Source organism: Nocardia sp. CA-135398 (assembly GCF_050955845.1).
Classification (GTDB): domain Bacteria; phylum Actinomycetota; class Actinomycetes; order Mycobacteriales; family Mycobacteriaceae; genus Nocardia.
Map to the genome: position 1 here is coordinate 658,612 of NZ_CP192084.1, position 20,802 is coordinate 679,413.

The window sequence follows — 20,802 nt, forward strand, 5'->3', positions numbered from 1 at the left end:
CCTCTACAACTGTAGAGGATCAGGAGGGTGTCATGGAAGACAACGTCACACTGGATGCCGGCCAACGCCGGGCTCGCGCGCGCCTGCTCGAACTGCTCGACCGGCACGGCAGGCCGATCAAGCGACACCGCGGCATCTATCTGCACGGCAGACCCGGTCGCGGCAAAACGATGCTGATGGACGACTTCTTCGCTGGCGTAGCGTCGAACCGCAAGCGCCGCTTCCATTTCCACAACTTCTTCGCCCAATTGCACACCGCGGCACACGAATCGGGCTCCATCGACAAGGCCATCGACAACCTGCTCGACCATGCCGAACTGGTCTACTTCGACGAATTCCACGTGCACGATATCGGTGACGCCATGCTGATCGCCCGTATGCTCGACGCCCTGTTCGCCCGCCGCATCGTCCTGGTGCTGACCTCGAATTACCCGCCCGAGCAGCTGCTGCCCAACCCGCTGTTCCACGACCGTTTCCTGCCGACCATCGCGCGCATCCGCGCGCATCTGGATACCGTCTCGGTCGACGGCCCACTCGACTACCGCACCCGCGCCGCGCACGGCGGCACGGGCTTCGCCTCCGGGTGCTATCGCATCGACGACGCGAGAGAGGCCGACACCGCACAGGTTGTCGTCTCGGGCACCCGCGAGATCCACGCCGTCGCCGTCGACGGCTCCGCCATCACCTTCGACTTCGCCGCCCTGTGTGGCACCGCCACCGCCGCCTCGGACTATGTCGAACTCGCACACCGCTTTCGCCGTTGGACCTTGCGCGACGTCCCACCACTGCGTGCGGTCCCGCCCGACTGGGCCATGCGCTTGGTCAATCTGGTCGACGTGCTCTACGACGCCGATCTCGAACTCACTCTCGAGGCTCGTACCTCGCTATCCGACCTGGTGGCCGACGTCCCCGCCATCCCCGACCTGGCCAGGACCGCAAGCCGCCTGAGCGAACTCCGTCAGCCCGAATCCGCTGTGCTCCACTAGCTGCGCACCCAAGTAAGTGGACGGCCGGTTACGGATAAAAAGGAGGCGATCCTAAGTATTCGATTCACTCCCGAGCGGACCACTCGGCATGTAACTATGTGCCTGTTCAGAGCTGTACTCAGATGTGGTGGTAGCAAGTGGCCAGGGCGGGAGCGCCGATATCGCGCGTGATCGTGCTGATCACGCTACTGGCGTGTGCCGCGATCGCGCTGCGCGGCCACATTCCAGGGGCCCATGATTCCGGCGATCACCGCGCGGTGCCATCGGCGATTTCGGTGGTATTGATGCCGGTACTGCTCACGGTATCGGTGGTGATCCTGATCGCCGGAGTGATTGCCAGCCAGCATCGACTGCCGCTGGCCATGCCGGAGGTGGATCGTGATTCCGAGCGTAGGCCTGGACTGCTCGGTCGCACCGGCCTACTGGTGCTGGCCGCGCTGGCGGTCGTTTCCTTGATCTTCGCGGCGGCGACGGCGGTCATCTTCGTCGGATTCGGCCGCGAGGGTGAGCCGACGCCGTCGGCGGGGCCGCGCGCCACCACCACCCACACCCCGCAGCAAGCCGTCACCGGCACCGCGACCCCCGATAGCGCACCGACGCAGCATCTCACCGGTACGGCGCTACTGGTGGCCATCGTCGCCGCCAGCCTGCTGGTCGGCGGGGCATTGATCGGGCTGATCGTGGTCGCGGCGGCGGGGCAGCGCAGGCCGCGCGCGGTGCCGGTCCCGGTGCCCCCGGCCGCGCCGACGGTCGCGGGCTCGCTGGCCAGAGCGGCCGAGATGGGTCTGGCCGCGATGAATGTGCCCGGCCAGGATCCGCGCGAGGCCATCATCGCCTGTTATGTCGCGATGGAACGCGGGCTGTCCTTCGATCGCGCGGCCGCACCACTGGCTTCGGATACCCCGATGGAGGTGCTGGCCAGGGCCTTCGAGCGCGGCGCACTGCACGACGCGTCGGCAAGGGAATTGGTCGCGCTCTTCGAGGAGGCCAGGTTCAGTCCGCATTCGATGCTGGAGTGGCAGCGGATGCGGGCCGAACAACTGCTGCGTATCGTGCTGGCCGATCTGCAAGGGGAGATGGTATGAACCGCGCGATCGTGATCGGTGCGCTGATCCTCATCGTGCTGATCGAGCTCATCACCCTCGGCAAGGCCCGCGGTGCGTTGCTCATCGCCGCCGGAGTTCCGGTGGCGCTGGCCATGATTCAGCTCATCTGGTCGTTGACCGGCCGGTCGGCCTGGAAAACCGAGACCGGACCCGACGAGATCGACAACGGTCCCGCGGAGATGCTGCGGCACTGGCATGCCAGAGCGGAAATGCTCGCAGATCGCGCGGACGGCACCCGAGCCGACTGGGATCGGCATCTGCGTCCGTTGCTGGCCAAGGAGTTCGAGTTGTCCACCGGCCTGCGGGTCGCCAAGAACCGCAAGGCGACCGAGGCCGCCGGAATTCTGCAATTCGGCCCGGAGCTGTGGCGCTGGGTCGATCCGGCCAACTCGGCACTGCGGGATCAGACGACTCCCGCACCGGGGCGGGCGGCGCTGGACGAAATCCTGCGCTGCCTGCAACAGATGTAATCGACCTGGCATGAGCGGTCAGGCCCGGAGGAGGCAGCTTGCGTAACCATGTAGGGCCCCGGTCATGCCGAATCGAATACCGTCTTAGGAGAATGGGTTGAGGCAAGTGCGAGTAGACATATGACGATGCCGATGGACACGACCATCCAGCGCAGCGAGGCGGTGCTCCGGGAACTGTCCCGGGTGATCGTCGGCAAGCGGGATGAGTTGCAGCTGATCATGATCGCCGTACTTGCCGGCGGTCACATCCTGATCGAGGATCTGCCCGGCCTCGGCAAGACGCTCATCGCCAGGTCCTTCGCCGCCGCGCTCGGCCTGGAATTCACCCGCGTGCAATTCACGCCCGATCTGCTCCCCGCCGACCTACTCGGCTCCACCATCTACGACATGTCCTCGGGCCGCTTCAATTTCCGGCGCGGACCGGTCTTCACCAATGTGCTGCTGGCCGACGAGATCAACCGGACCCCACCGAAGACCCAGGCCGCGCTGCTGGAGGCGATGGCCGAGGGGCAGGTCAGCATCGATGGCGAAACCTTCCAGCTGCCACAGCCTTTCGTCGTGCTCGCCACCGACAACCCGATCGAATACGAGGGCACCTATCCGCTGCCGGAGGCGCAGCTGGACCGGTTCGCCATGCAGCTGCGGCTGGGCTATCTGTCCGAGAACGACGAACGCCAGATGATCCGCCGCCGATTGGAGCGTGGTTCGGCGACACCGCAGGTGGTGCAGGTGGTGGATGCCAACGGCCTGATGGAGATGCGGCAGTCCGTCGAATTCGTCACGGTGCATCCGGATGTGGTCAGCTATGTGGTCGCGCTGGCCGGTGCGACGCGTGGGCACCCGCAGGTCGAGGTGGGTGCGAGTCCGCGCGCCGAACTCGATCTGGTGCAGATGTCGCGGGCCCGTGCGCTACTGCTCGGGCGCGACTATGTGATTCCAGAAGACGTCAAGGCGCTCGCGGTTCCGGCCATGGCACACCGCATCACCTTGCGGCCCGAAATGTGGGTGCGCCGGATCCGCGGCGAAGACGTGATCACCGAATTGCTGCGCCGTCTGCCGGTTCCGCGCGCGTCGGTGACATGACCCGGCGGGAAAGGGCATGACCCGGCCGGATACCACCGATGGCGCCCCCGTTATCCAGGGGATCGCGGCCGCCAATGCCGCGGCCGCGCGACCGCCGACCCGGGACGAGCCGATGGCGGGCGGGGCGAGGCATCGGGATATGAGTGCCGCCGTCGAGGCCGAATTGCGTTGGCGTCCAGCGCCATTGGTGTTCATGCTGGCGGTGGCCTCGGCCGTCGCGCTGCTACTGGCGGTGGTGCTCGGGCGCTGGCAGTTGGTCGTCTTCGCGGCGCCGCTGCTCGGTGTGTTGGCCACCGCGCCGTGGCAGCAGTCCAGGACCCGCATCCAGGTGGACGGCGGCGGCACGCTGCGGTGTTTCGAGACGGAGGAGATCGTTACCACGGTCGGCGCCTTCGTAGAATCGGGTCACGCGTTGCTTCGGCTGAAACCGGAGAAGTTCGCGGGACTCGGAATCGACATCGAGGAGGCGATCGATTCCGGGACGGCGCCCGCCGGGCTGCGGTTGGCTCTGACGGCGGACCGCTGGGGTCGCTATCCGCTCTCGGTGCGGGTCACCGCGCTGAGCCCGGCGGGACTGTCCGTGGCCTCCGCGGTGCTGCCCGCGGGACAACTGTTCGTCTACCCGATCACCGATCCACAGCGAATGAAGTTGCCGCGCACCGAACTTCCCGAACGGCTCGGCACCCACCTCACCCGCAAGCACGGTCCCGGTGTGGAGTACGCCGATATCCGCGCCTACGCCCCCGGTGATCAGCTCCGCATCGTGAACTGGCCGGTGAGTGCGCGGCGCGGGCGACTATATGTCACCGAGCGGCTGACCAACCGATCCGCGGATGTGGTTGTGCTGGTGGATACTTCGCAGCAGGCGCCGGGTCCGGCCACCGACTCGCTCGAGCTGTCGGTGCGCGGCGCGGCGCAGGTGGTGCAGTCGACGCTGCAGGCCGGTGACCGCACCGCGGTGGTCTGCCTCGGCCAGTCCCCGCGCTGGCTGCGTCCCGATATCGGGCGGCGGCAGTTCTATCGGATCGTGGATACCGTGCTGGATGTCGGCGATGAGCACATTCCGACCACCGGCACCTTGGCGCCACACGCTGCCGTACCGCTCGGTGCGATCATCGTCGCTTTCTCCACACTGCTGGACACCCAGTTCGCGCTGGCATTGATCGATCTGCGCAAGCGTGGACATGTGGTCGTGGTCGTCGATGTCCTACGCGGTACGCCCTTCCACGAACATCTCGATCCGACCCTGGCGCGGATGTGGAACCTGGAGCGCGCGTCGATGTACCGGGATATGGGAACCGTCGGCGTCGATATCGTGGCCTGGACCGAGGACGCGCGACTGGATCAGGTCATGCGATTGATCCCCGATCATCGCCGAACCGTAAGGGTGCGCCGATGATTCGATTCCTCGCCATTCTGTCCGGGGTCTTGCTGGTGACCTCGGTGACGTTGATGACGCCGTGGGCGGGTCTTCCGGCGGTGGCGCTGGTGGTCGCGGGCTGGTGGTTCCGGCTCCCGGCTGTCGGCGCGGTGCTCCTCGCGATCGGCGTGCTCGCCGCAGCGGACACGGGCGTACTGGCCGCTGCCGCAACGGGTTTGGTGGCCACCGCTTATCTGCTGAATACCGCGACCGTGTCCGCGCCGGTTGGTGTTGTGCCGACCACGGTGCCTTCCGTAATCGGTGCGGTGGCATTTTCCGCGGTGGCTGTCGGCGCTGCGCTGCTTCCATTGCGCTTGGCCTGGGTCCCGATCGCCGCCCCGATCCTGGCGATCCTGCTGTACGCCCTGGTAATCCAGGGCGTCGCAATCAAACGGACACGCAACAACGAGACCACGACTAGGTGAAGCGGAGGCTGACGTCGGCGAGGACGGGGGCGTCGGCGCGGTCGGCGACGGTGGCGCTGATGGTCAGTTCGGTGTCGGTGCGCCAGATTCGGGTGCGGATGGTTTCGCCGGGGTAGAGGACACCGGCGAAGCGGGCGCGGAAGCCGGTGACGCGGCTCGCATCCGAATCGAGCACGGTGTCGGTGGCGGTTTTGCAGACGATGCCGTAGGTGCACAGGCCGTGCAGGATCGGGTTGGGGAAGCCTGCGGCGCGGGCGAATTCGGGATCCGAGTGCAGCGGGTTGCGGTCGCCGCACATGCGGTAGAGCAGGGCCTGCTGGGGGAGGGTCGGGGTGGTGACGTCGAAATCCGGTGCGCGGTCGGGGAGTTCGGCCTTGGTGCTCGGCCCGCGCTCACCGCCGAAGCCGCCCTCGCCCTTGGCGAAGATGGATGAGCGTGCGGTCCACAGCGGTGCGCCGTCGGAGCCGGTGATCGTATGTTCCTGTACGACGACGGCGGCGGACCCTTTATCCCAGAGTTCGGTGACGCGCCTGGTGATGGTCGCCTTGCCCGCGGCCGGAATCGGGCGGTGCACTTCGATCTCCTGGTGGCCGTGCACGACCTTGGCCAGATCGATATCGATGCCGGGGAACCGCACCTTCGGCGGTTCGGTCTCGTGGAAGGTGGGCGCCACGGTCGCGAAGGTCGGCAGCACCTGCGGGCCGCGGTCGTCGACGTAGCGTAGTTCGGCCGGATCGGTCCAGCGTGCGCCCGCCCCGAGGCCCAAGTGATACAACTGCACTTCGGATGGCGTCCAGGTGAACTCCCCGCTCGGGAGTTCCGCGCCGAGTGCGATTTTCGGGTCGATGGGCATCGAGTTCTCCTTGTGAATGCTTGTGGACAGACCGACCGCGCTGCGCGGGAGACCTGTCGTCGTGTGTCCCAGCGATCCGCGGCTAGTGGCAACCGCCTCGGATCGATCGTGCGGCGGCCGTGTCGCGGCGGGCAAGGTGGCGTCCGCTCCGTGAGACGCCACCCCCGCCTCGCCTACGCCTCCGCGGTGGCCTTGGCCGATTGCTGCTTCTTGCGTTCGGCGATATCCAGCACCGCCAGGTAGCCGAAGGTGATCGCGGGGCCGATGGTCGCGCCGGGGCCCGCGTAGGTGTGACCCATCACCGGGGTCGCGCTATTGCCGGAGGCGTACAGGCCCTCGATCACACTGCCGTCCTCGCGCAGGACCCGCCCGGCGGTATCAGCGACCAGACCGCCCTTGGTGCCGAGATCACCCGGCACGATCTTGGCGGCATAGAACGGGCCCTGTACCAGCCCGGCCAGGCACGGGTTGGGTTTGACGGTCGGGTCGCCGTAGTACCGGTCGTAGTGGCTGTTGCCACGACCGAAATCCTCGTCCTTACCGGTCTCGGCGAACTTGTTGAACCGCTCGACGGTCGCGGTCAGATTCTCGGCGGGCACGCCGATCTTGTCGGCCAGTTCGGTGAGGCTATCGGCCTTGACAATCAGGTCGTTTTCCATCCAGCGGGACGGAAACCGCTGACCAGGCTGCAATCCGGCGAAGATGTAGCGGTTCCGGTAGCGCTGGTCGAACACCAGCCATGCGGGGATGTTCTCGCCCGGACCCTCACCCTGCCCGTATTCGCCGCCGTACATGGTGTGCACCGCCTCGACGTAAGGAGCGGACTCATTTCCGAATCGCTTACCGTCGGCGTTGACCATGATGGTGCCGGGCAGATTCCGCTCGGCCAGTGCGAACCACGGCTTGCCGCCCTTGAAGATGGTCGGCCCCCACCAGGCGTCCTCCATGAAGTCGACCGCGCCGCCGACGTCCATCCCGGCGGTGATGCCGTCGCCGGTATTGGCGGCCGCGCCGGTGGTCCACTCGGTGGTGATCGGCTGGCGCTGATATTTGGTACGCATCTCGGCGTTGTGCTCGAAGCCCCCGCTGGCGAGTACCACACCGTATTTCGCGATGAACCGCACGGTCTCGCCGTTGTGCTCGGCTTCGACACCGGTGACCACGCCGTTTTCCACAATCAGCTCGGTCAGCGGAGTGTTCAGCAGCAGCGGCACATTCGCGTCCATCAGCCCCTTGCGCATGGCGGCGATAATCGCCTGCCCCATGCCGAGGATGTGCTTGCCGGTCCACTTGGCGAAGTACGTGCGCGCACCCACTCGCATGGCCCGCATGATGCCCTTGGGATGGCGACGGATCAGGTTCAGCCGGACGAAGTCGGCCTGCATGACGACCACGTTGAGCGGTGCCTTGGCATACGGCGGTTCCAGGTTGAACCGCTCCTCGCCGAGGATCTTGGCGTTGAACGGCGCGGGTTCGCACGAGCGGCCCTGGCCGAGTCCGCCCGGGGCCTCCGGGTAGTAGTCGGAGTAGCCGGGCACCCACTTCATCTTCAGCGGGGTGTGGTCGAGCACGAAGTCGAAGGCCTCGGCACCACGGTCGATGTAGGTGTCGATCCGGTCTTTCGGGACCACGTCGCCGATGATGCTGTGCAGGTAGGTGCGGGCGTCCTCGCGATCATCGGGACGGCCGGAGGCCTTCAGCGCCTTGTTGCCGGGGATCCACACGCCACCCCCGGAACGTGCGGTCGACCCGCCGTAGTGCGCGGCCTTCTCAATGATCACCGCACTCAGTCCGTTGTGGGCCGCGGCGAGGGCGGCAGTCATTCCGGCGGCACCGCTGCCGACCACCACCACATCGTATTCCCGATCAGTCATGTAGAACACGTTATAGAATGGGACCGCATTTGGTCTATGTTGAGTGGCAGAAGACGCGCTCGACGTTCCATTCGTCGAGAAAACTTGTTTCAGTTTCTGACCGGAGTGATGTACATGGGCGGTGTTGTTTCGAGCGACCTGCGAGCAATCGCTAGCGGTGAGTGGGACCTGACCGCCGACGTGGTCGTCGTCGGCTACGGCGCGGCGGGGGCCGCGGCCGCGCTGGAAGCGACCGATGCGGGTGCGCAGGTGCTGGTGCTGGAGCGTTTCGCCGGTGGCGGGGCGTCGGCGTTGTCCGGTGGCATCATCTACGCGGGCGGCGGTACCTCGGTGCAGCACGAGGCCGGGGTGCGCGATACGCCGGAGCAGATGCTGGCCTATCTCGAGCGCGAGGTCGGCACGGCCGTCACGCCCGAGACGCTGCGGCGGTTCGTGGCCGAGAGTCCGGCGATGATCGAGTGGCTGAAGGGGCACGGGGTGCCGTTCGAGGCGTCGCTGTGCCCGTACAAGACCTCGTATCCGAATGACAGCTACTACCTCTACTACTCCGGTAGTGAGGTCTCCGGTTACGGCCGCGAGGTCGCGACGCCCGCGCAGCGCGGACATCGGGTCAAGGGCAACGGCACGTCCGGCAAGAAGCTCACCGGACCGCTCGCCGCCTCGGCGTCGCGACGCGGGATTCGCGTCGAAACCCTCACGCAGGCAACGCGATTGATCACCGATGACAACGGCGCCGTGATCGGCGTCGAATGCGAGTCACTACGCGACGCTCCCGGGCGGATCAGGGATCGCTACACCCGGATCGCGAAAATCGCTGCCAAGCCTGGCATTTACTATCCGCCGCTGCGCAAGGCGATGGAGCGTCAGCTCGCGAAGCTGGATCGTCGGTACCGCACGAGAATTCGGATTCAAGCCCGTCGCGGTGTGATCCTCAGCGCGGGCGGATTCATCGCGAATCGGGAGATGCTGCGCGAGTACGGGCCGCAATACCGCGGCGGACTCGCGCTCGGCACCACCGGTGATGACGGCAGCGGTATCCGGATGGCCGAGCAGGTCGGTGCGGCGACGGATCGGATGGGCAATATCTCGGCGTGGCGATTCATCTTGCCGCCCAGTGCTTTTACCGGTTCAGTGCTGGTCGACGCGGAGGGTCGCCGGGTTATCGATGAGACCCGCTACGGTGCGGCGGTCGGTCACGCGCTGATCACCGAACACGGTGGCAAGGGTTGGCTGCTCGCCGACGACGAGCTCATGCGCACCGCCATCTCGCAGATTCGGACGCAGTCTGCCTGGTTCCAGCGCGGACAGTTCGAGGCGATGCGGCGCAACGCCGTGCGCGGTGCAACCCTGGATGCCGTTGCGGCGAAGGCCGGTATCAATGCCGACGGGTTGCGCGCCACCGTCGCCGAGCACAATGCCGCCATCGCGAACGGTGCGCCGGATCCGGTCGGCAAGCCCGCCGAATTCACCAAAACGGTGGGGGCCGGGCCGTTCTGGTTGTTGGATGTGGGTATCAAACCGAGCGTCGTCAATCCGTGCCCGATGCTCACCCTCGGCGGTGTCGTCGTCGATGAGCACACCGGAGCGGTGAAATCCACTGCCGGAACCGATATTCCCGGCCTGTACGCGGCCGGCCGGACGGCGGTCGGTATCTGCTCGGATTCCTATGTCAGTGGATTGTCCCTGGCCGACTGTATTTTCTCCGGTCGGCGTGCGGGCAGATTCGCGGCAGGCGCCGAAGTGCTTTCGCGGGCAGCGGTGCCCGAAGCGACAACAGTGGAAGGAAACTAGCGTGCTGTCCGACGCGGTACGAATCGAATTGGCCGATGAACTCGAGGCCGCCGAACGCGATCGGGTCGGCATCGACCCGCTCATCGCCAGGCACCCCGATATCGATGTCGTCGACGCCTACCAGATCCAGCTGATCAATATCCGGCGCAAACTCGATAACGGCGCGAAGGTGGTCGGGCACAAGGTCGGACTTTCGTCGCTGGCCATGCAGCAGATGATGGGTGTGGACGAACCCGATTACGGTCATCTGCTCGCGGATATGGAGGTCTTCGAGGATGTTCCGGTCGAGACCTCGCGCTATCTGATTCCGCGCGTCGAGGTCGAGGTCGGGTTCGTGCTCGGCGCGGATCTGCCCGGCGAAGAATGCACCGAAGCCGATGTGCTCGCCGCGACCGTCGCCTACGCACCGTCCATCGAGCTGATCGATTCGCGGATCAAGGATTGGAAGATCGGGCTGGCCGACACCATTTCCGACAATGCGTCCTCGGCCGGTTTCGTGCTCGGTGCGGCGCGCGTCGCGCCGAAGGACCTGGATATCAAGTCCATCGACGCCGTGCTCACCCGCAATGGTGAGGTGGTCGCCGAGGGGCGCAGCGATGCGGTGCTCGGCGATCCGGTGATCGCGGTGGCCTGGTTGGCGCGCAAGGTCGCCAGTTTCGGGGTGCGGTTGAAGGCGGGCGACATTGTGCTGCCCGGTTCCTGCACCCGCGCCATCGATGCCCGCGCGGGTGATTCGTTCCATGCCGAGTTCGCTGGACTCGGTTCTGTCCGTTTGCAATTCAAATAGGAGGCTTGCCGTGTCCGAAACGGGGACCGTCACCGCCGCGATCGTCGGATCCGGCAATATCAGCACCGATCTGCTGTACAAACTGCTGCGCTCGACCACCGTGCAACCGAAGTGGATGATCGGAATCGATCCGGAGAGCGAGGGTTTGAAGCGCGCCCGCGGGCTCGGGCTGGAAACCTCGCACGAGGGCGTGGACTGGTTGCTCGCGCAGTCGGAACTGCCGGATCTGGTATTCGAGGCGACCTCGGCATATGTGCATCGGGCGGCCGCGCCGAAATACGCCGAAGCCGGAATTCGCGCGGTCGATCTCACGCCCGCCGCGGTCGGGCCCGCTGTGGTGCCGCCGGTGAATCTGGTCGGTGCGAATCTCGATGCGCCGAATGTCAATATGATCACCTGCGGTGGTCAGGCCACCATTCCGATCGTCGCGGCGGTATCGCGCGTGGTGCCGGTGGCATACGCCGAAATCGTCGCCTCGGTATCGTCGGTGTCCGCCGGACCGGGCACCCGCGCCAATATCGATGAATTCACCAAGACCACCTCGCGTGGTGTGGAGACCATCGGTGGTGCGCAGCGCGGCAAGGCCATCATCATTCTGAACCCGGCCGAACCGCCGATGATCATGCGCGACACCATCTTCTGCGCGATCCCCGAGGACGCCGATACCGATTCGATCGCCGATTCCATCCATCGGATGGTCGCCGATATCCAGAAGTACGTGCCCGGGTATCGGCTGCTGAACGACCCGCAATTCGATCCGCCGTCGGTGGTTTCCGGTGGGATGGCGAAGGTTTCGGTCTTCGTCGAGGTCGAGGGCGCGGGCGATTTCCTGCCGCCGTACGCGGGCAACCTCGACATCATGACCGCGGCCGCCACCCAGGTCGGCGAGGTCATGGCACAGCAGATTCTGTCGGCCCGGGTGTAAAGGAGCTCAACCATGGCATATTCCGCAGAACTCGACATCCGCGTCACCGACACGTCGCTGCGTGACGGCTCGCATCACAAGCGCCACCAATTCACCGCCGACGATGTGCGCAATATCGTGACCGCGCTCGATGGCGCCGGTGTGCCGGTCATCGAGGTGACGCACGGCGACGGCCTCGGCGGCTCGTCGTTCAACTACGGCTTCTCGCACACTCCCGAGCAGGAACTGGTCAAGATTGCCGCGGAGACGGCGAAGCAGGCCAAGATCGCGGTGCTCATGCTGCCCGGCGTCGGCGTCAAGGAGGACATCAAGATCTCCCAGGACAACGGTGCGTCGATCTGCCGCATCGCCACGCACTGCACCGAGGCGGACGTATCGATCCAGCACTTCGGTCTCGCGCGGGAGCTGGGACTGGAAACCGTCGGCTTCCTGATGATGTCGCATACCCAGCCGCCGGAGGCGCTGGCCAAGCAGGCGCGCATCATGGCCGATGCCGGATGCCAGTGCGTCTACGTGGTGGACTCCGCGGGCGCGCTTGTGCTCGAACAGGTTTCGGACCGGGTGGCGGCGCTGGTCGCCGAACTCGGCGATGACGCCCAAGTCGGCTTCCACGGGCACGAGAACCTGGACCTGGCGGTCGCCAACTCGGTCTACGCCGTTCGTGCCGGGGCGAGGCAAATCGACGGCAGCGCAAGGCGATTCGGTGCGGGTGCGGGGAATACACCCGTCGAGGCGTTCATCGGTGTCTGCGACAAGCTCGGTATCAAGACCGGTATCGATTTCTTCGCGATCGCCGATGCCGCCGAGGACGTGGTGCGGCCGGTGATGCCGCAGGAATGCCTGCTCGACCGACAGGCACTGATGATGGGGTACGCGGGTGTGTACTCCAGCTTCCTCAAGCATGCCGAGCGTCAAGCGGAACGCTATGGGGTCTCGGCGGCCGAAATGCTGGTGCGCGCGGGCAAGCGCAAGTTGGTCGGCGGCCAAGAGGACCAGCTGATCGACATCGCACTCGAACTCCAGCGCGAGGCGTCCGTCTCGGCTTGATTCCGCTCCGAAAAGGCCGCGACCGCTTTGGTCGCGGCCTTTTCGCGTTCAGCGCCGTCGACAGTGGGCTACTCTTCCCCGACCAGGCCGACCTCTGCACGCCGACGAATGCGCTGTCGCATACCCAGTGGGTGCCTCGCACAGGTTGTACCTTGTGCGCGATGACCGTTGGATATGCGCCAGCCTCAGGCGCGGTGAAGTGCTCGGTGACGAGGGGGCACCGTTCGGCACCAACGATCGCGGTGAATAGTCGCGACTTCGCGGCTCTGAACACGGCCGAATGTTCAGCATGGCGGCGAGTGCGGTGCCGCATATCGAGTGCGTGCCTCGCACAGGCTGCAACTTATGCGAGGTACCCACTGGATAGGCGACAGCGTCCAGGGCGGGGTGAAGTGCTGGTGACGACGGGTCCCGTTCGGCACCAACGATTGCGGTGAACAGTCGCGACTCCGCGGTTCGGAACACAGTCGAATGTCAGCACGGCAGCCGCAGGGCGGGTGGAGTGCTCCGTGACGAACGCTCAGCGTGGCGGCGTTTGCGCTGTCGCATATCCAGTGGGTGCCTCGCACAGGTTGTACCTTGTGCGCGATGCCTGTTGGATATGCGCCAGCTTCAGGCGCGGTGAAGTGCTCGGTGACGACGGGCCCCGTTCGGCACAAACGATCGCGGTGAACAGTCGTGCTCCGGCAGCCTCAGGGCGGGTGGAGTGCTCAGTGACGAACGCTCAGCGTGGCGGCGGGTGCGGCAGGTGAATATTCGAATTCGGGGGTCGCGGAGGGGTGGGGAATCGGCGATCATGAATTGTGATCTGTCCGCATTGCAATGCGAATCTCTTGCGCAAACAGCGCGGCGGTCGGCGCTGTTCGACGTGTAGGCGGGAGTTCGCGCTCGAACCGAAGGAAAGCCCGCTCGGGCTGCACGATATTCGGGTGCGCAAGCTGGCCGAGCGGCTCGGTGACGGGCGCGGGCTGCGATACACGCTGTTACAGCTGTGGTATGCCGCCGGGCGCAAGAAGATTCCGGATGTGGAGCGCGCGTTCAAGCGCGCGCGTGTCGGAGTCGGGGTGGCCGTCGTGGTTATCGCCATTGTCCTGACGGTGAGCGGTGCGGCGCCGGCGGCGGTGGTGATTCCGCTCGGCGTGCCGGTTTTGGTGCTGGCCATTTTCGCGATGGGAGCGGCACGGCCCTGGTTCCTGCGCCGGGCCACGGTCCCGATGCCGGTGCTGTACAGCACCTTCCGTCGAGATGTGATCGGTCGGTGGACATCGATCTACCGTGGGCTGCCGCCCGGAGCGGTCGACGAGGATCGGGTGCGACCACCGGCGCTGGAGCGGCCACAATTCGCGGTGCTGTGCCCGGATCGCAGCGTGCTCGCCTGCCTTGCCGCCAACGATGTTCCGCAGACCTGGTCAATGGCGTTGTCCGACCGCATCGACCGGCTGCCGCCGGATGTGCCCGTGATCGTGCTGCACGATGCCAGCATGCCGGGGATCGCGATGGCGGGGAAGGCCCGCGTCGCCCTCGGGGCCCGGGCGGTGGTGGTCGGCCTGTCGCCGCGGGCGGTATTGGCCAATGCGTCGGCGCTGCGGCTGCGGGATCCGCGGCCACAGCCGCAGGACACCGCATTTCTGCATGGGGAACCGTTGTCGGCGGCGGAGATCCAATGGCTCGCCGAGGGGTGGTGGTCGCCGATCGCCGCGATCCCACCCGCGAAGCTGCTCACGGTGCTGGAACGAGCGGTCGAGCGGATAGCGGATGCGGCCGATCCGGATCGCCGACGCGCCCGCGAGGTAGGTTTCCTGACGTGGCCGACCCGGTGAAGCAGCACATGCTCGATCGGCTACTACGCATCGCCGCCGACCGCGCCGCCGCCCCGAGCGGCATCCGATTCACCGAGCGCCAGCTGTACTACGAGCTCTGCCGCCTCCTCACGCCGATGCATCGAGCGCCGCGCCGGATCACCTTCACGGTCCCGGCACCACTGAGCTTCGCCACCTTCCGCGCCGCCCTCGACCGCCACGAGTTCCCGGGCCTACTCACCCCCACCCCGCCCCGCACCACCCCCGCCGGACTCCACACCCCCGAACCGGACCTCTTCGACTACGGTCTACCCCGCCTACTCGTCTGCGAGTCCGACGCGATCGCACAAATGCTGCGCGCCAACGGATTACCCATGGAATCCGGCTGCCCCGTACTCAGCGCGTCCGAACTCCCGCTCGACCCAGGCATCGCCCACATGCTCGCCCGAGCCGACGGCACCATCTACCTCCTGCACGACGCAAGCCCCCACGGCCTCACCTTCCCAGCCCGGCTCACGGACCTCACCGAAATCCCGGAGAACGTACGGGTAGTCCCCTTGGGCCTGCGCCCACGTCAAGCGGGTACCCTGCACCTGACCCACCTGCGTGCCCAGGCACCGATTTCCGCTGCGGCGCAGGACAATCCGCGACAGCGCGAAGAGTTTCACCACTCGGATTCGAGTACCCAGACTCCAAAAGGTTTGCTCGACTCCGAGTCGGGTGCCGAGACGGCACAGACCGAATCGAGCGAACGCGAAGAATCGCACCACGACCCGGCATCGAGCGCTCGAGTAACGCACGTGGATCCGTACAAACCTGAGCCGCAACTGATTTCGCGTGCTGAGGCTGCGCGCATGGATTCGCGGGAGCGTGCAGATGTGCACGGTCTCGAGCCGAGAGTTCGGGCGGCGCAGGTGGTTCCGTGCGAGGGTGATGAGCCGCAACTGATTCCGCGTGCTGAGGCCGCGCGCATGGATTCGCGGGAGGGTGCCGGTGTGCACGGTCTCGAGTCGAGTGCTTGGGCGGCGCAGGTGGTTCCGTGCGAGGGTGATGAGCCGCGCCTGGTTCCGCGTGCTGCGGCCGCACACGTGGATTTGCGGGAGCGTGCGGAGTTGCACGCTCCCGAGTCGAGTGCCCGGGCAGCGCAACTGGACTCATGGGAGCGCGCATGGCTACACCACGGCCGGTTCGTCGAAGTCGAAGCCGTGCGCCCGGCATCGCTACTGCGCACCGTGCACCGCCTCGTCCGCGACGTTCACCCACCCCGAACAGGCCTCCCTGAACTGCGCCGCGCCCGAACCACGGGCTTCATGACCTGGCCCACTGCATGAGGTCCCTCAGCGTCATGCGGCAGCGGTCCGTAGTGCCGGTCGAGGTCGATCTCGAGGAGCGCCTGGTGGCGGTATCGTCGCGGCACGGAACTGGTTGCCCTCCAGGCTGCTTCGCGTTGTGTGCGGTCCGGTTCGCGTCGCGAGTGCTCGGCCGAATTGCGTTGCGCCCGGACCATGGGCTTCATGACGTGCCCCGGCGGGTGAGGTCTGTCGGCGTTGTATGGCAGCCGCGCGGGGTGCCGCTCGAGGTCCATCTTGGGGACCGCCTGGCTGCCGAATGGCCGCAATATCGAGCTGGGTGCGCCGGTCTTAATGCTGGGTACAACGCACCGTTTCGTCAGAGATGTTTGCCATTCCGAACTGGCCTGCGGGCGGCAGGTGCGCCGTCCATCCGGCATCGCTTTGCGCCGCATCCTGCGCGCGGTCCTCGCCGCGAACATTCGATCGAAATGTGCTGTGCCTGGAACGCGGGCTTGTCGACTTGGCCCGCTGCATGAAAGGGAATTGTTGTGCCGGAGCATCGGCAGATCACGTATACCGATGAGTTGCTTGCTGACGGGTCGGTGCATCGGCGGTATGCCGATGGGCGGCAGGAGTGGCGGACGCGTGGTGCGCAGGGGGTGGTGTCCTGGCGCGATGATCGGGGGAACTCGGGGACCGATGAGGGGCTCGGGCCGAAGATCGTCAAGCGCGTGTACCACAACGGATCCGTCGTCTACGGCAGGGAGGCGGGATTCGGGCGGACGCTCTGGGGTGACGGAGTGTTGACCGTCAATCGGTCCTCGTTCGGTGGTCGGCTCGGCGGCATTCTGGCCGCGGTAGCGGGCGGTGCGCTGCTCGGCGCGTTGATCATGCCGCCGAGTTCACTGACCACCGAGGAAGAGCAGGAGTTGCGCCGACACGCGGCAGCCCAGTCGTCCGGTTCCGGCGACGGGGACGGCGATTACGGCGGTTGGGACGATGACGGCGGGGACGACGGCGGCGATTTCGGCTGAGGGAAACAATGTCTCGTTGGTGTGCATGTTCGACGCCGGACGACCCGGCCGGTCAAGTGCGGGCGGTCGGCGGCAATCCGGTTTCGGTGACGACCTGTCACGCGCTGGGGCTGCTCGATGGTCCGGGCATTGCGGCAGGTCCCTTCACCGTTGGCGAGCTGACGGCCGTCGGTGAGGTCACGCTGTTCAATGCGGCCCGGCTGCGCGCCCGACTCGGCGCAGACGCGCCGCCGAACTGCGCGGACGGTGAACTGCTTCTGCACTGCTACGCCCGCTTCGGACTCGACGGCATCGCTGCCGCCGACGGCATGTTCGCACTCGCCATCGCGGACGGTGGCGATCTGGTATTGATCCGCGACCACGTCGGCACCCGCACGCTCTTCCATGCACGTGCGGGCAATGGCTGGGCAGCATCCACCTCGCTTCGCGCATTACACCGATGGCCCACGTTGCGGACAGGCCTGCATCTACCCGCGGTTCGCTCCTTCCTCACCTTCGCCTACCTGCCGGGCCGCGAGACTCTGCTGCGCGGCGTGCACGAGGTCCTGCCCGGACGCTGTGTTCGCCTGCACCCCGATGGTTCGATGACCGAGGAAACCTACTGGGAGCCAATCGAAGTCGAGGACGCCCGATCGGCGGCCGAGCACGCATTCGGACTCCGCGAACTGCTCGAGGACGCGGTCGCGAGGCGACTGCCCGCGGGCGAGCCGGTCGCAGTGCTGCTCTCCGGCGGCATCGACAGCAGTCTGGTCACCGCCCTCGCCGCGAAACTGCACGATCAGCGCGTGCGCTCGTATTCCATCAGCTTCGGCGGGACCACCCCGAACGAACTCGCGTACTCCGGACTCGTTGCGACACACTGCAATACCGAACATCGAGTGCTCACCGTGCCCGGCGAAACGGTTGCGTCGCGACTGGCGGAGACGGTATCGCTGCTGGACTGCCCGGTCGGCGACCCGCTCACCGTGCCGAACCTGATGCTCGCGGAAGCCGTTGCCGCAGACGGCATTCGGGTCGTCCTCAATGGCGAGGGCGGCGATCCGGTCTTCGGCGGCCCGAAAAACCTGCCGATGCTCATCTTCGAATTGTCCCGCGACGACCCGTCTCCGGACGCCAGGGCGCTGGCCTATCTGGACAGCTACCGCAAGTGCTACAGCGACCTGCCGGTACTACTGAGCCCCGACGTCCTGACCGCACTGGCCGACGCACCGCCACTGACCGATCTGCTCTCACCCTACCTGCACCAGGGCCGGATGACCGGCCTGCTGAACCAACTGCTGCACACCAACCTGCGCACCAAGGGCGCACATCACATCCTCACCAAGGTCGAACGACTCACCGCCGCAAGCGGTTTGGAGGGCCGCGCGCCCCTGTTCGACCGCGCCGTCATCGACCACGCCTTCCGGATACCTGGACGGTTCAAGCTGGCCGGTACCAGCGAGAAGTGGATCCTCAAACAGGCGGTGCGCGACCTACTTCCGGCGACCATCGTGGACCGCCCGAAGAGCGGGATGCGAGTTCCGGTGCAGCAGTGGCTTTCCGGGCCGCTGCGCGAGCTCGGACACGATCTGCTGCTCGGCTCGTCCGCACGGGCGCGCGGCCTGTTCCGCGAGGACACCATTCGCTCGTGGTTGCGTGGCGAGGGTGCGCTGCTGCCGCGGCAGGGCGGCAAGTTGTGGCTGGTGCTGTCATTGGAGCTGTGGTTGCGGTCCTTCGAAGTCGGACCATGAGTAGGAGCCGAATGTCCGATCCCCGAATCAAGCAGCACGCCGACGATGAGAACGAGATCCACGATCTGGCCGAATTCGTCGACGCGGGCCGCAATGTCGTCACGCCCGTCGCGCAGTTCCCGCCGGAGGTCGCCGCGGTGGTCGTCCAGGCCTTCGCTCAGATAGTCCGGAATGCGAAGGCCAGCCGCACCGCGACCGCACCCGATGCGGATGGCATCATCCGTTCCCAGACCTTCGAGGAGGGCGACGTCTACATGATCGAGTCGCCCTTCGACGGCTTCTTCGCCGACCGCTACATCATGGATTTCTACAATGCCGAGGAACGCGGCATCTGCTCGCGCATGCATCTGCACACCGGCCTGCGTTTCGTCCGCATGATGACCGGTCCGGACACCCACATCCGGGTCAGCAGCCTCTCACCTTTCCGGGTAACCGATGTCGAAGGTGTTACGCCTTTCGCGCCCGAGCAATTCGAGGACGACCTACCCGACACCCCAGCCGATCTACACCGCACCAGGTACAACCTGATCGTCCCGCCCTGCTCCTTCGTCGATATGCAGATCCCCCGCGGCGTGAGCCATCAGTTCAATGCCATCGGCCCGCACGCCGTCATCGACTCGGTCCACCCGGAAGAGTCCATCGAGGTTTTCCGCGAGCAGATGTCCGGCTTCAAGATGATGGCCCAAACTGTCTTTCTCGCAGAGGAATTGCCGGATGCCGCCTCCTGCACATCACTTCCATAGCGCCCAGTATCAGCTGCGACCCGCAACTGCTCCGCTCCGCTGGCTGCGCGCCGATCGCGACTCGCGGCCCTATCGTCCGCGTCGTCGCGGTCGCGTCACATGCGTAACGAGGCTGCCGCATATCCAGCGATCACTTCGCAGAGGGTACAACCTATGCGAGGTGGCCATTCGTTGTGCGACAGCAGATTCCGGCCCGCGCTGGCGATTTAATTCGGTTGCGATCGGGTGCGGCGGTACATACCGTGAGTACACCGAAGTTCAAGGGAAGGACCCGGCAATGACCACCAAGGCGAAATTCGATGAGCATGCGCGCTCGTTCGATGCTGCCTTGGAAAGTGTTATCTCGCAGAGTATTTCGTCCGATGGGGCTTGCGGTCCATGACATGAACGCTGTGTCATAGGGCCGCACCGGGCAAATGCCTGGTAGCGGCTCTTCTTCTTTTCGGCGCAGTTGCTCTGTTGGTATGGGCAACCTGACTTTCATTCAGGGACCACGTCGGTTCGATTCCGATCTGCGTCACACCCGTTCAGCTCAATGGTGCAGAGCGCCTCTCTGATACGGAGGAGATGGGAGTTCAATTCTCTCAACGGGTATATGGCCTCGTGCTCTGTTGGTCGAGCACTCTGATTGTCGATCAGAACGACGCGGGTTCGATTCCCGTCGAGGTCGCGATGCGCCTGTAGCTCAGCTGGTAGAGCTGCGGACTTTTAATCCGAGGGTCGTAGGTTCGATCCCTACCGGGCGCACTACCTGGAAAGTCGACCAGACGGGCGTCTGGGATCGCTTGCTAAGCGAATCGAGGCCCAACAGCCTTGGGGATCGTGCCCTCGTCTTTCCGCGCTCAATTCCGCGCGCGCAAACCGTCCAGCGTCACATCGAGCATGCGATCGGCGGCCTCGGGAACCGTTTCGCAGGCGACCCCGATCCCGTGACCGAACCTGAGCAGATCGCGCGGCTCGATATCGCGACGGATATCACCGGAATCCTGTGCCGCGTGCAGCAGCGCGGCGGCGGCGTCGGTGATCAACGATCGACACAGGGTGAAGGTCGGCGAGCCCTTGTCCATCCCCGCCTTCAGGGTGGTAGCCAGGCTGCGGTTGTCCATCACCCATTGCACCTGCTCGCGCAGCCACATTTCGAAAGCCTCGGTGGCCGAGTGGTTTTCGAGCAGCTCATGGGCGCGAGCGCTCAATTGTTCGATGCTGGAACGGTATACGGCTTCGATCAGCTCCTCGCGGCTCGGAAAGTGCCGGTAGAGCGTGCCGATGCCGACTCCGGCGCGGCGGGCGATCTCTTCCAGCGGGGAATTCGGGCCTTGTTCGGCGAATGCCTCCCGAGCGGATGTCACGATCCGCTCGTAGTTGCGCCGCGCGTCCGCGCGCATCGGCCGTCCGGTTGACGGTGCTGCCATGTTCCCTCCACTGGAAAACGGAAGG

At 65.8% G+C, this 20,802-nt stretch carries 18 protein-coding genes and 4 tRNA genes; 19 read left to right on the plus strand and 3 right to left on the minus strand.

Going from position 1 to position 20,802, the window contains the following annotated elements; translation table 11 throughout:
- Positions 1 to 32 precede the first annotated feature (32 nt).
- From zapE to ACQP1T_RS02990, 6 genes are all read left to right on the plus strand, one after another.
- On the plus strand, positions 33 to 986 hold the full coding sequence (gene zapE, locus ACQP1T_RS02965) for a cell division protein ZapE (protein ID WP_433758414.1): 954 nt from the start codon (positions 33 to 35) through the stop codon (positions 984 to 986).
- Positions 987 to 1,123: 137 nt separating this feature from the next.
- Complete coding sequence (locus ACQP1T_RS02970) at positions 1,124 to 2,071, plus strand: DUF4129 domain-containing protein (RefSeq protein WP_433758415.1); 948 nt, start codon at positions 1,124 to 1,126, stop codon at positions 2,069 to 2,071.
- Positions 2,068 to 2,562: a hypothetical protein gene (locus ACQP1T_RS02975; protein ID WP_433758416.1), complete on the plus strand. Its 495-nt coding sequence runs from the start codon at positions 2,068 to 2,070 to the stop codon at positions 2,560 to 2,562. Before ACQP1T_RS02970 ends, ACQP1T_RS02975 begins: the two co-directional genes overlap by 4 nt.
- Positions 2,563 to 2,682: 120 nt before the next feature.
- Entirely contained in the window at positions 2,683 to 3,645 is a 963-nt protein-coding gene (locus tag ACQP1T_RS02980) for an AAA family ATPase (protein WP_433758417.1), read from the plus strand.
- Positions 3,646 to 3,784: 139 nt separating this feature from the next.
- Positions 3,785 to 5,044: a DUF58 domain-containing protein gene (locus ACQP1T_RS02985; RefSeq protein WP_433761954.1), complete on the plus strand. Its 1,260-nt coding sequence runs from the start codon at positions 3,785 to 3,787 to the stop codon at positions 5,042 to 5,044.
- Complete coding sequence (locus tag ACQP1T_RS02990; RefSeq protein WP_433758418.1) at positions 5,041 to 5,490, plus strand: hypothetical protein; 450 nt, start codon at positions 5,041 to 5,043, stop codon at positions 5,488 to 5,490. The genes ACQP1T_RS02985 and ACQP1T_RS02990 overlap by 4 nt, the downstream gene beginning before the upstream one ends.
- On the opposite strand, the gene ACQP1T_RS02995 is transcribed toward ACQP1T_RS02990, so the two are convergent.
- Both ACQP1T_RS02995 and kstD read right to left on the minus strand, forming a co-directional pair.
- On the minus strand, positions 5,483 to 6,343 hold the full coding sequence (locus tag ACQP1T_RS02995; protein WP_433758419.1) for a MaoC/PaaZ C-terminal domain-containing protein: 861 nt from the start codon (positions 6,341 to 6,343) through the stop codon (positions 5,483 to 5,485). The two genes, ACQP1T_RS02990 and ACQP1T_RS02995, sit on opposite strands and share 8 nt — an antisense overlap.
- A 173-nt stretch (positions 6,344 to 6,516) precedes the next feature.
- Complete coding sequence (gene kstD / locus ACQP1T_RS03000) at positions 6,517 to 8,226, minus strand: 3-oxosteroid 1-dehydrogenase (protein ID WP_433758420.1); 1,710 nt, start codon at positions 8,224 to 8,226, stop codon at positions 6,517 to 6,519.
- Between the two features lie 105 nt (positions 8,227 to 8,331).
- On the opposite strand from kstD, the gene ACQP1T_RS03005 reads away from it, so the two are divergent.
- The 13 genes from ACQP1T_RS03005 (at position 8,332) to ACQP1T_RS03065 (ending at position 20,112) form a co-directional block, all read left to right on the plus strand.
- Positions 8,332 to 10,008, plus strand: coding sequence for an FAD-binding protein (locus tag ACQP1T_RS03005; protein ID WP_433758421.1), 1,677 nt, complete (start codon positions 8,332 to 8,334; stop codon positions 10,006 to 10,008).
- Position 10,009: 1 nt separating this feature from the next.
- Complete coding sequence (locus ACQP1T_RS03010) at positions 10,010 to 10,795, plus strand: 2-keto-4-pentenoate hydratase (protein ID WP_433758422.1); 786 nt, start codon at positions 10,010 to 10,012, stop codon at positions 10,793 to 10,795.
- A gap of 10 nt (positions 10,796 to 10,805) precedes the next feature.
- Positions 10,806 to 11,720 carry an acetaldehyde dehydrogenase (acetylating) gene (locus ACQP1T_RS03015; protein ID WP_433758423.1) on the plus strand — a complete coding sequence of 305 codons (915 nt, stop codon included), beginning with the start codon at positions 10,806 to 10,808 and terminating at the stop codon, positions 11,718 to 11,720.
- A 12-nt stretch (positions 11,721 to 11,732) separates the two neighbouring features.
- Entirely contained in the window at positions 11,733 to 12,767 is a 1,035-nt protein-coding gene (gene dmpG / locus ACQP1T_RS03020) for a 4-hydroxy-2-oxovalerate aldolase (protein WP_433758424.1), read from the plus strand.
- A gap of 929 nt (positions 12,768 to 13,696) precedes the next feature.
- Complete coding sequence (locus tag ACQP1T_RS03025; RefSeq protein ID WP_433758425.1) at positions 13,697 to 14,587, plus strand: hypothetical protein; 891 nt, start codon at positions 13,697 to 13,699, stop codon at positions 14,585 to 14,587.
- Positions 14,572 to 15,897 carry a hypothetical protein gene (locus ACQP1T_RS03030; protein WP_433758426.1) on the plus strand — a complete coding sequence of 442 codons (1,326 nt, stop codon included), beginning with the start codon at positions 14,572 to 14,574 and terminating at the stop codon, positions 15,895 to 15,897. The genes ACQP1T_RS03025 and ACQP1T_RS03030 overlap by 16 nt, the downstream gene beginning before the upstream one ends.
- A 509-nt stretch (positions 15,898 to 16,406) precedes the next feature.
- On the plus strand, positions 16,407 to 16,892 hold the full coding sequence (locus tag ACQP1T_RS03035) for a hypothetical protein (protein WP_433758427.1): 486 nt from the start codon (positions 16,407 to 16,409) through the stop codon (positions 16,890 to 16,892).
- A gap of 8 nt (positions 16,893 to 16,900) precedes the next feature.
- Positions 16,901 to 18,622: an asparagine synthetase B family protein gene (locus ACQP1T_RS03040; protein ID WP_433758429.1), complete on the plus strand. Its 1,722-nt coding sequence runs from the start codon at positions 16,901 to 16,903 to the stop codon at positions 18,620 to 18,622.
- Between the two features lie 11 nt (positions 18,623 to 18,633).
- Positions 18,634 to 19,365 (plus strand): hypothetical protein, encoded by a 732-nt coding sequence (locus tag ACQP1T_RS03045; protein ID WP_433758430.1) that lies wholly within the window; start codon positions 18,634 to 18,636, stop codon positions 19,363 to 19,365.
- A 444-nt stretch (positions 19,366 to 19,809) separates the two neighbouring features.
- Positions 19,810 to 19,885: transfer RNA gene (locus ACQP1T_RS03050), tRNA-Glu, on the plus strand.
- Between the two features lies 1 nt (position 19,886).
- Positions 19,887 to 19,959: transfer RNA gene (locus ACQP1T_RS03055), tRNA-Ile, on the plus strand.
- A 3-nt stretch (positions 19,960 to 19,962) separates the two neighbouring features.
- Positions 19,963 to 20,035 (plus strand) — tRNA-Asp (locus ACQP1T_RS03060).
- 4 nt (positions 20,036 to 20,039) lie between these two features.
- Positions 20,040 to 20,112 (plus strand) — tRNA-Lys (locus ACQP1T_RS03065).
- A gap of 95 nt (positions 20,113 to 20,207) precedes the next feature.
- Here ACQP1T_RS03065 and ACQP1T_RS03070 read toward each other — a convergent pair.
- Positions 20,208 to 20,777, minus strand: a complete 570-nt coding sequence (locus ACQP1T_RS03070; protein WP_433758431.1) for a TetR family transcriptional regulator — start codon at positions 20,775 to 20,777, stop codon at positions 20,208 to 20,210.
- Between the last annotated feature and the right edge of the window lie 25 nt (positions 20,778 to 20,802).

What these genes read in the sequence shown, in the direction of transcription:
- zapE (WP_433758414.1), top strand. Translation starts at nt 33, where the DNA reads ATGGAAGACAACGTCACACTGGATGCCGGCCAACGCCGGGCTCGCGCG.
- ACQP1T_RS02975 (WP_433758416.1), top strand. Translation starts at nt 2,068, where the DNA reads ATGAACCGCGCGATCGTGATCGGTGCGCTGATCCTCATCGTGCTGATC.
- ACQP1T_RS02980 (WP_433758417.1), top strand. Translation starts at nt 2,683, where the DNA reads ATGACGATGCCGATGGACACGACCATCCAGCGCAGCGAGGCGGTGCTC.
- ACQP1T_RS02985 (WP_433761954.1), top strand. Translation starts at nt 3,785, where the DNA reads ATGAGTGCCGCCGTCGAGGCCGAATTGCGTTGGCGTCCAGCGCCATTG.
- ACQP1T_RS02990 (WP_433758418.1), top strand. Translation starts at nt 5,041, where the DNA reads ATGATTCGATTCCTCGCCATTCTGTCCGGGGTCTTGCTGGTGACCTCG.
- ACQP1T_RS02995 (WP_433758419.1), bottom strand. Translation starts at nt 6,343, where the DNA reads ATGCCCATCGACCCGAAAATCGCACTCGGCGCGGAACTCCCGAGCGGG.
- ACQP1T_RS03005 (WP_433758421.1), top strand. Translation starts at nt 8,332, where the DNA reads ATGGGCGGTGTTGTTTCGAGCGACCTGCGAGCAATCGCTAGCGGTGAG.
- dmpG (WP_433758424.1), top strand. Translation starts at nt 11,733, where the DNA reads ATGGCATATTCCGCAGAACTCGACATCCGCGTCACCGACACGTCGCTG.
- ACQP1T_RS03040 (WP_433758429.1), top strand. Translation starts at nt 16,901, where the DNA reads ATGTCTCGTTGGTGTGCATGTTCGACGCCGGACGACCCGGCCGGTCAA.
- ACQP1T_RS03045 (WP_433758430.1), top strand. Translation starts at nt 18,634, where the DNA reads ATGTCCGATCCCCGAATCAAGCAGCACGCCGACGATGAGAACGAGATC.
- ACQP1T_RS03070 (WP_433758431.1), bottom strand. Translation starts at nt 20,777, where the DNA reads ATGGCAGCACCGTCAACCGGACGGCCGATGCGCGCGGACGCGCGGCGC.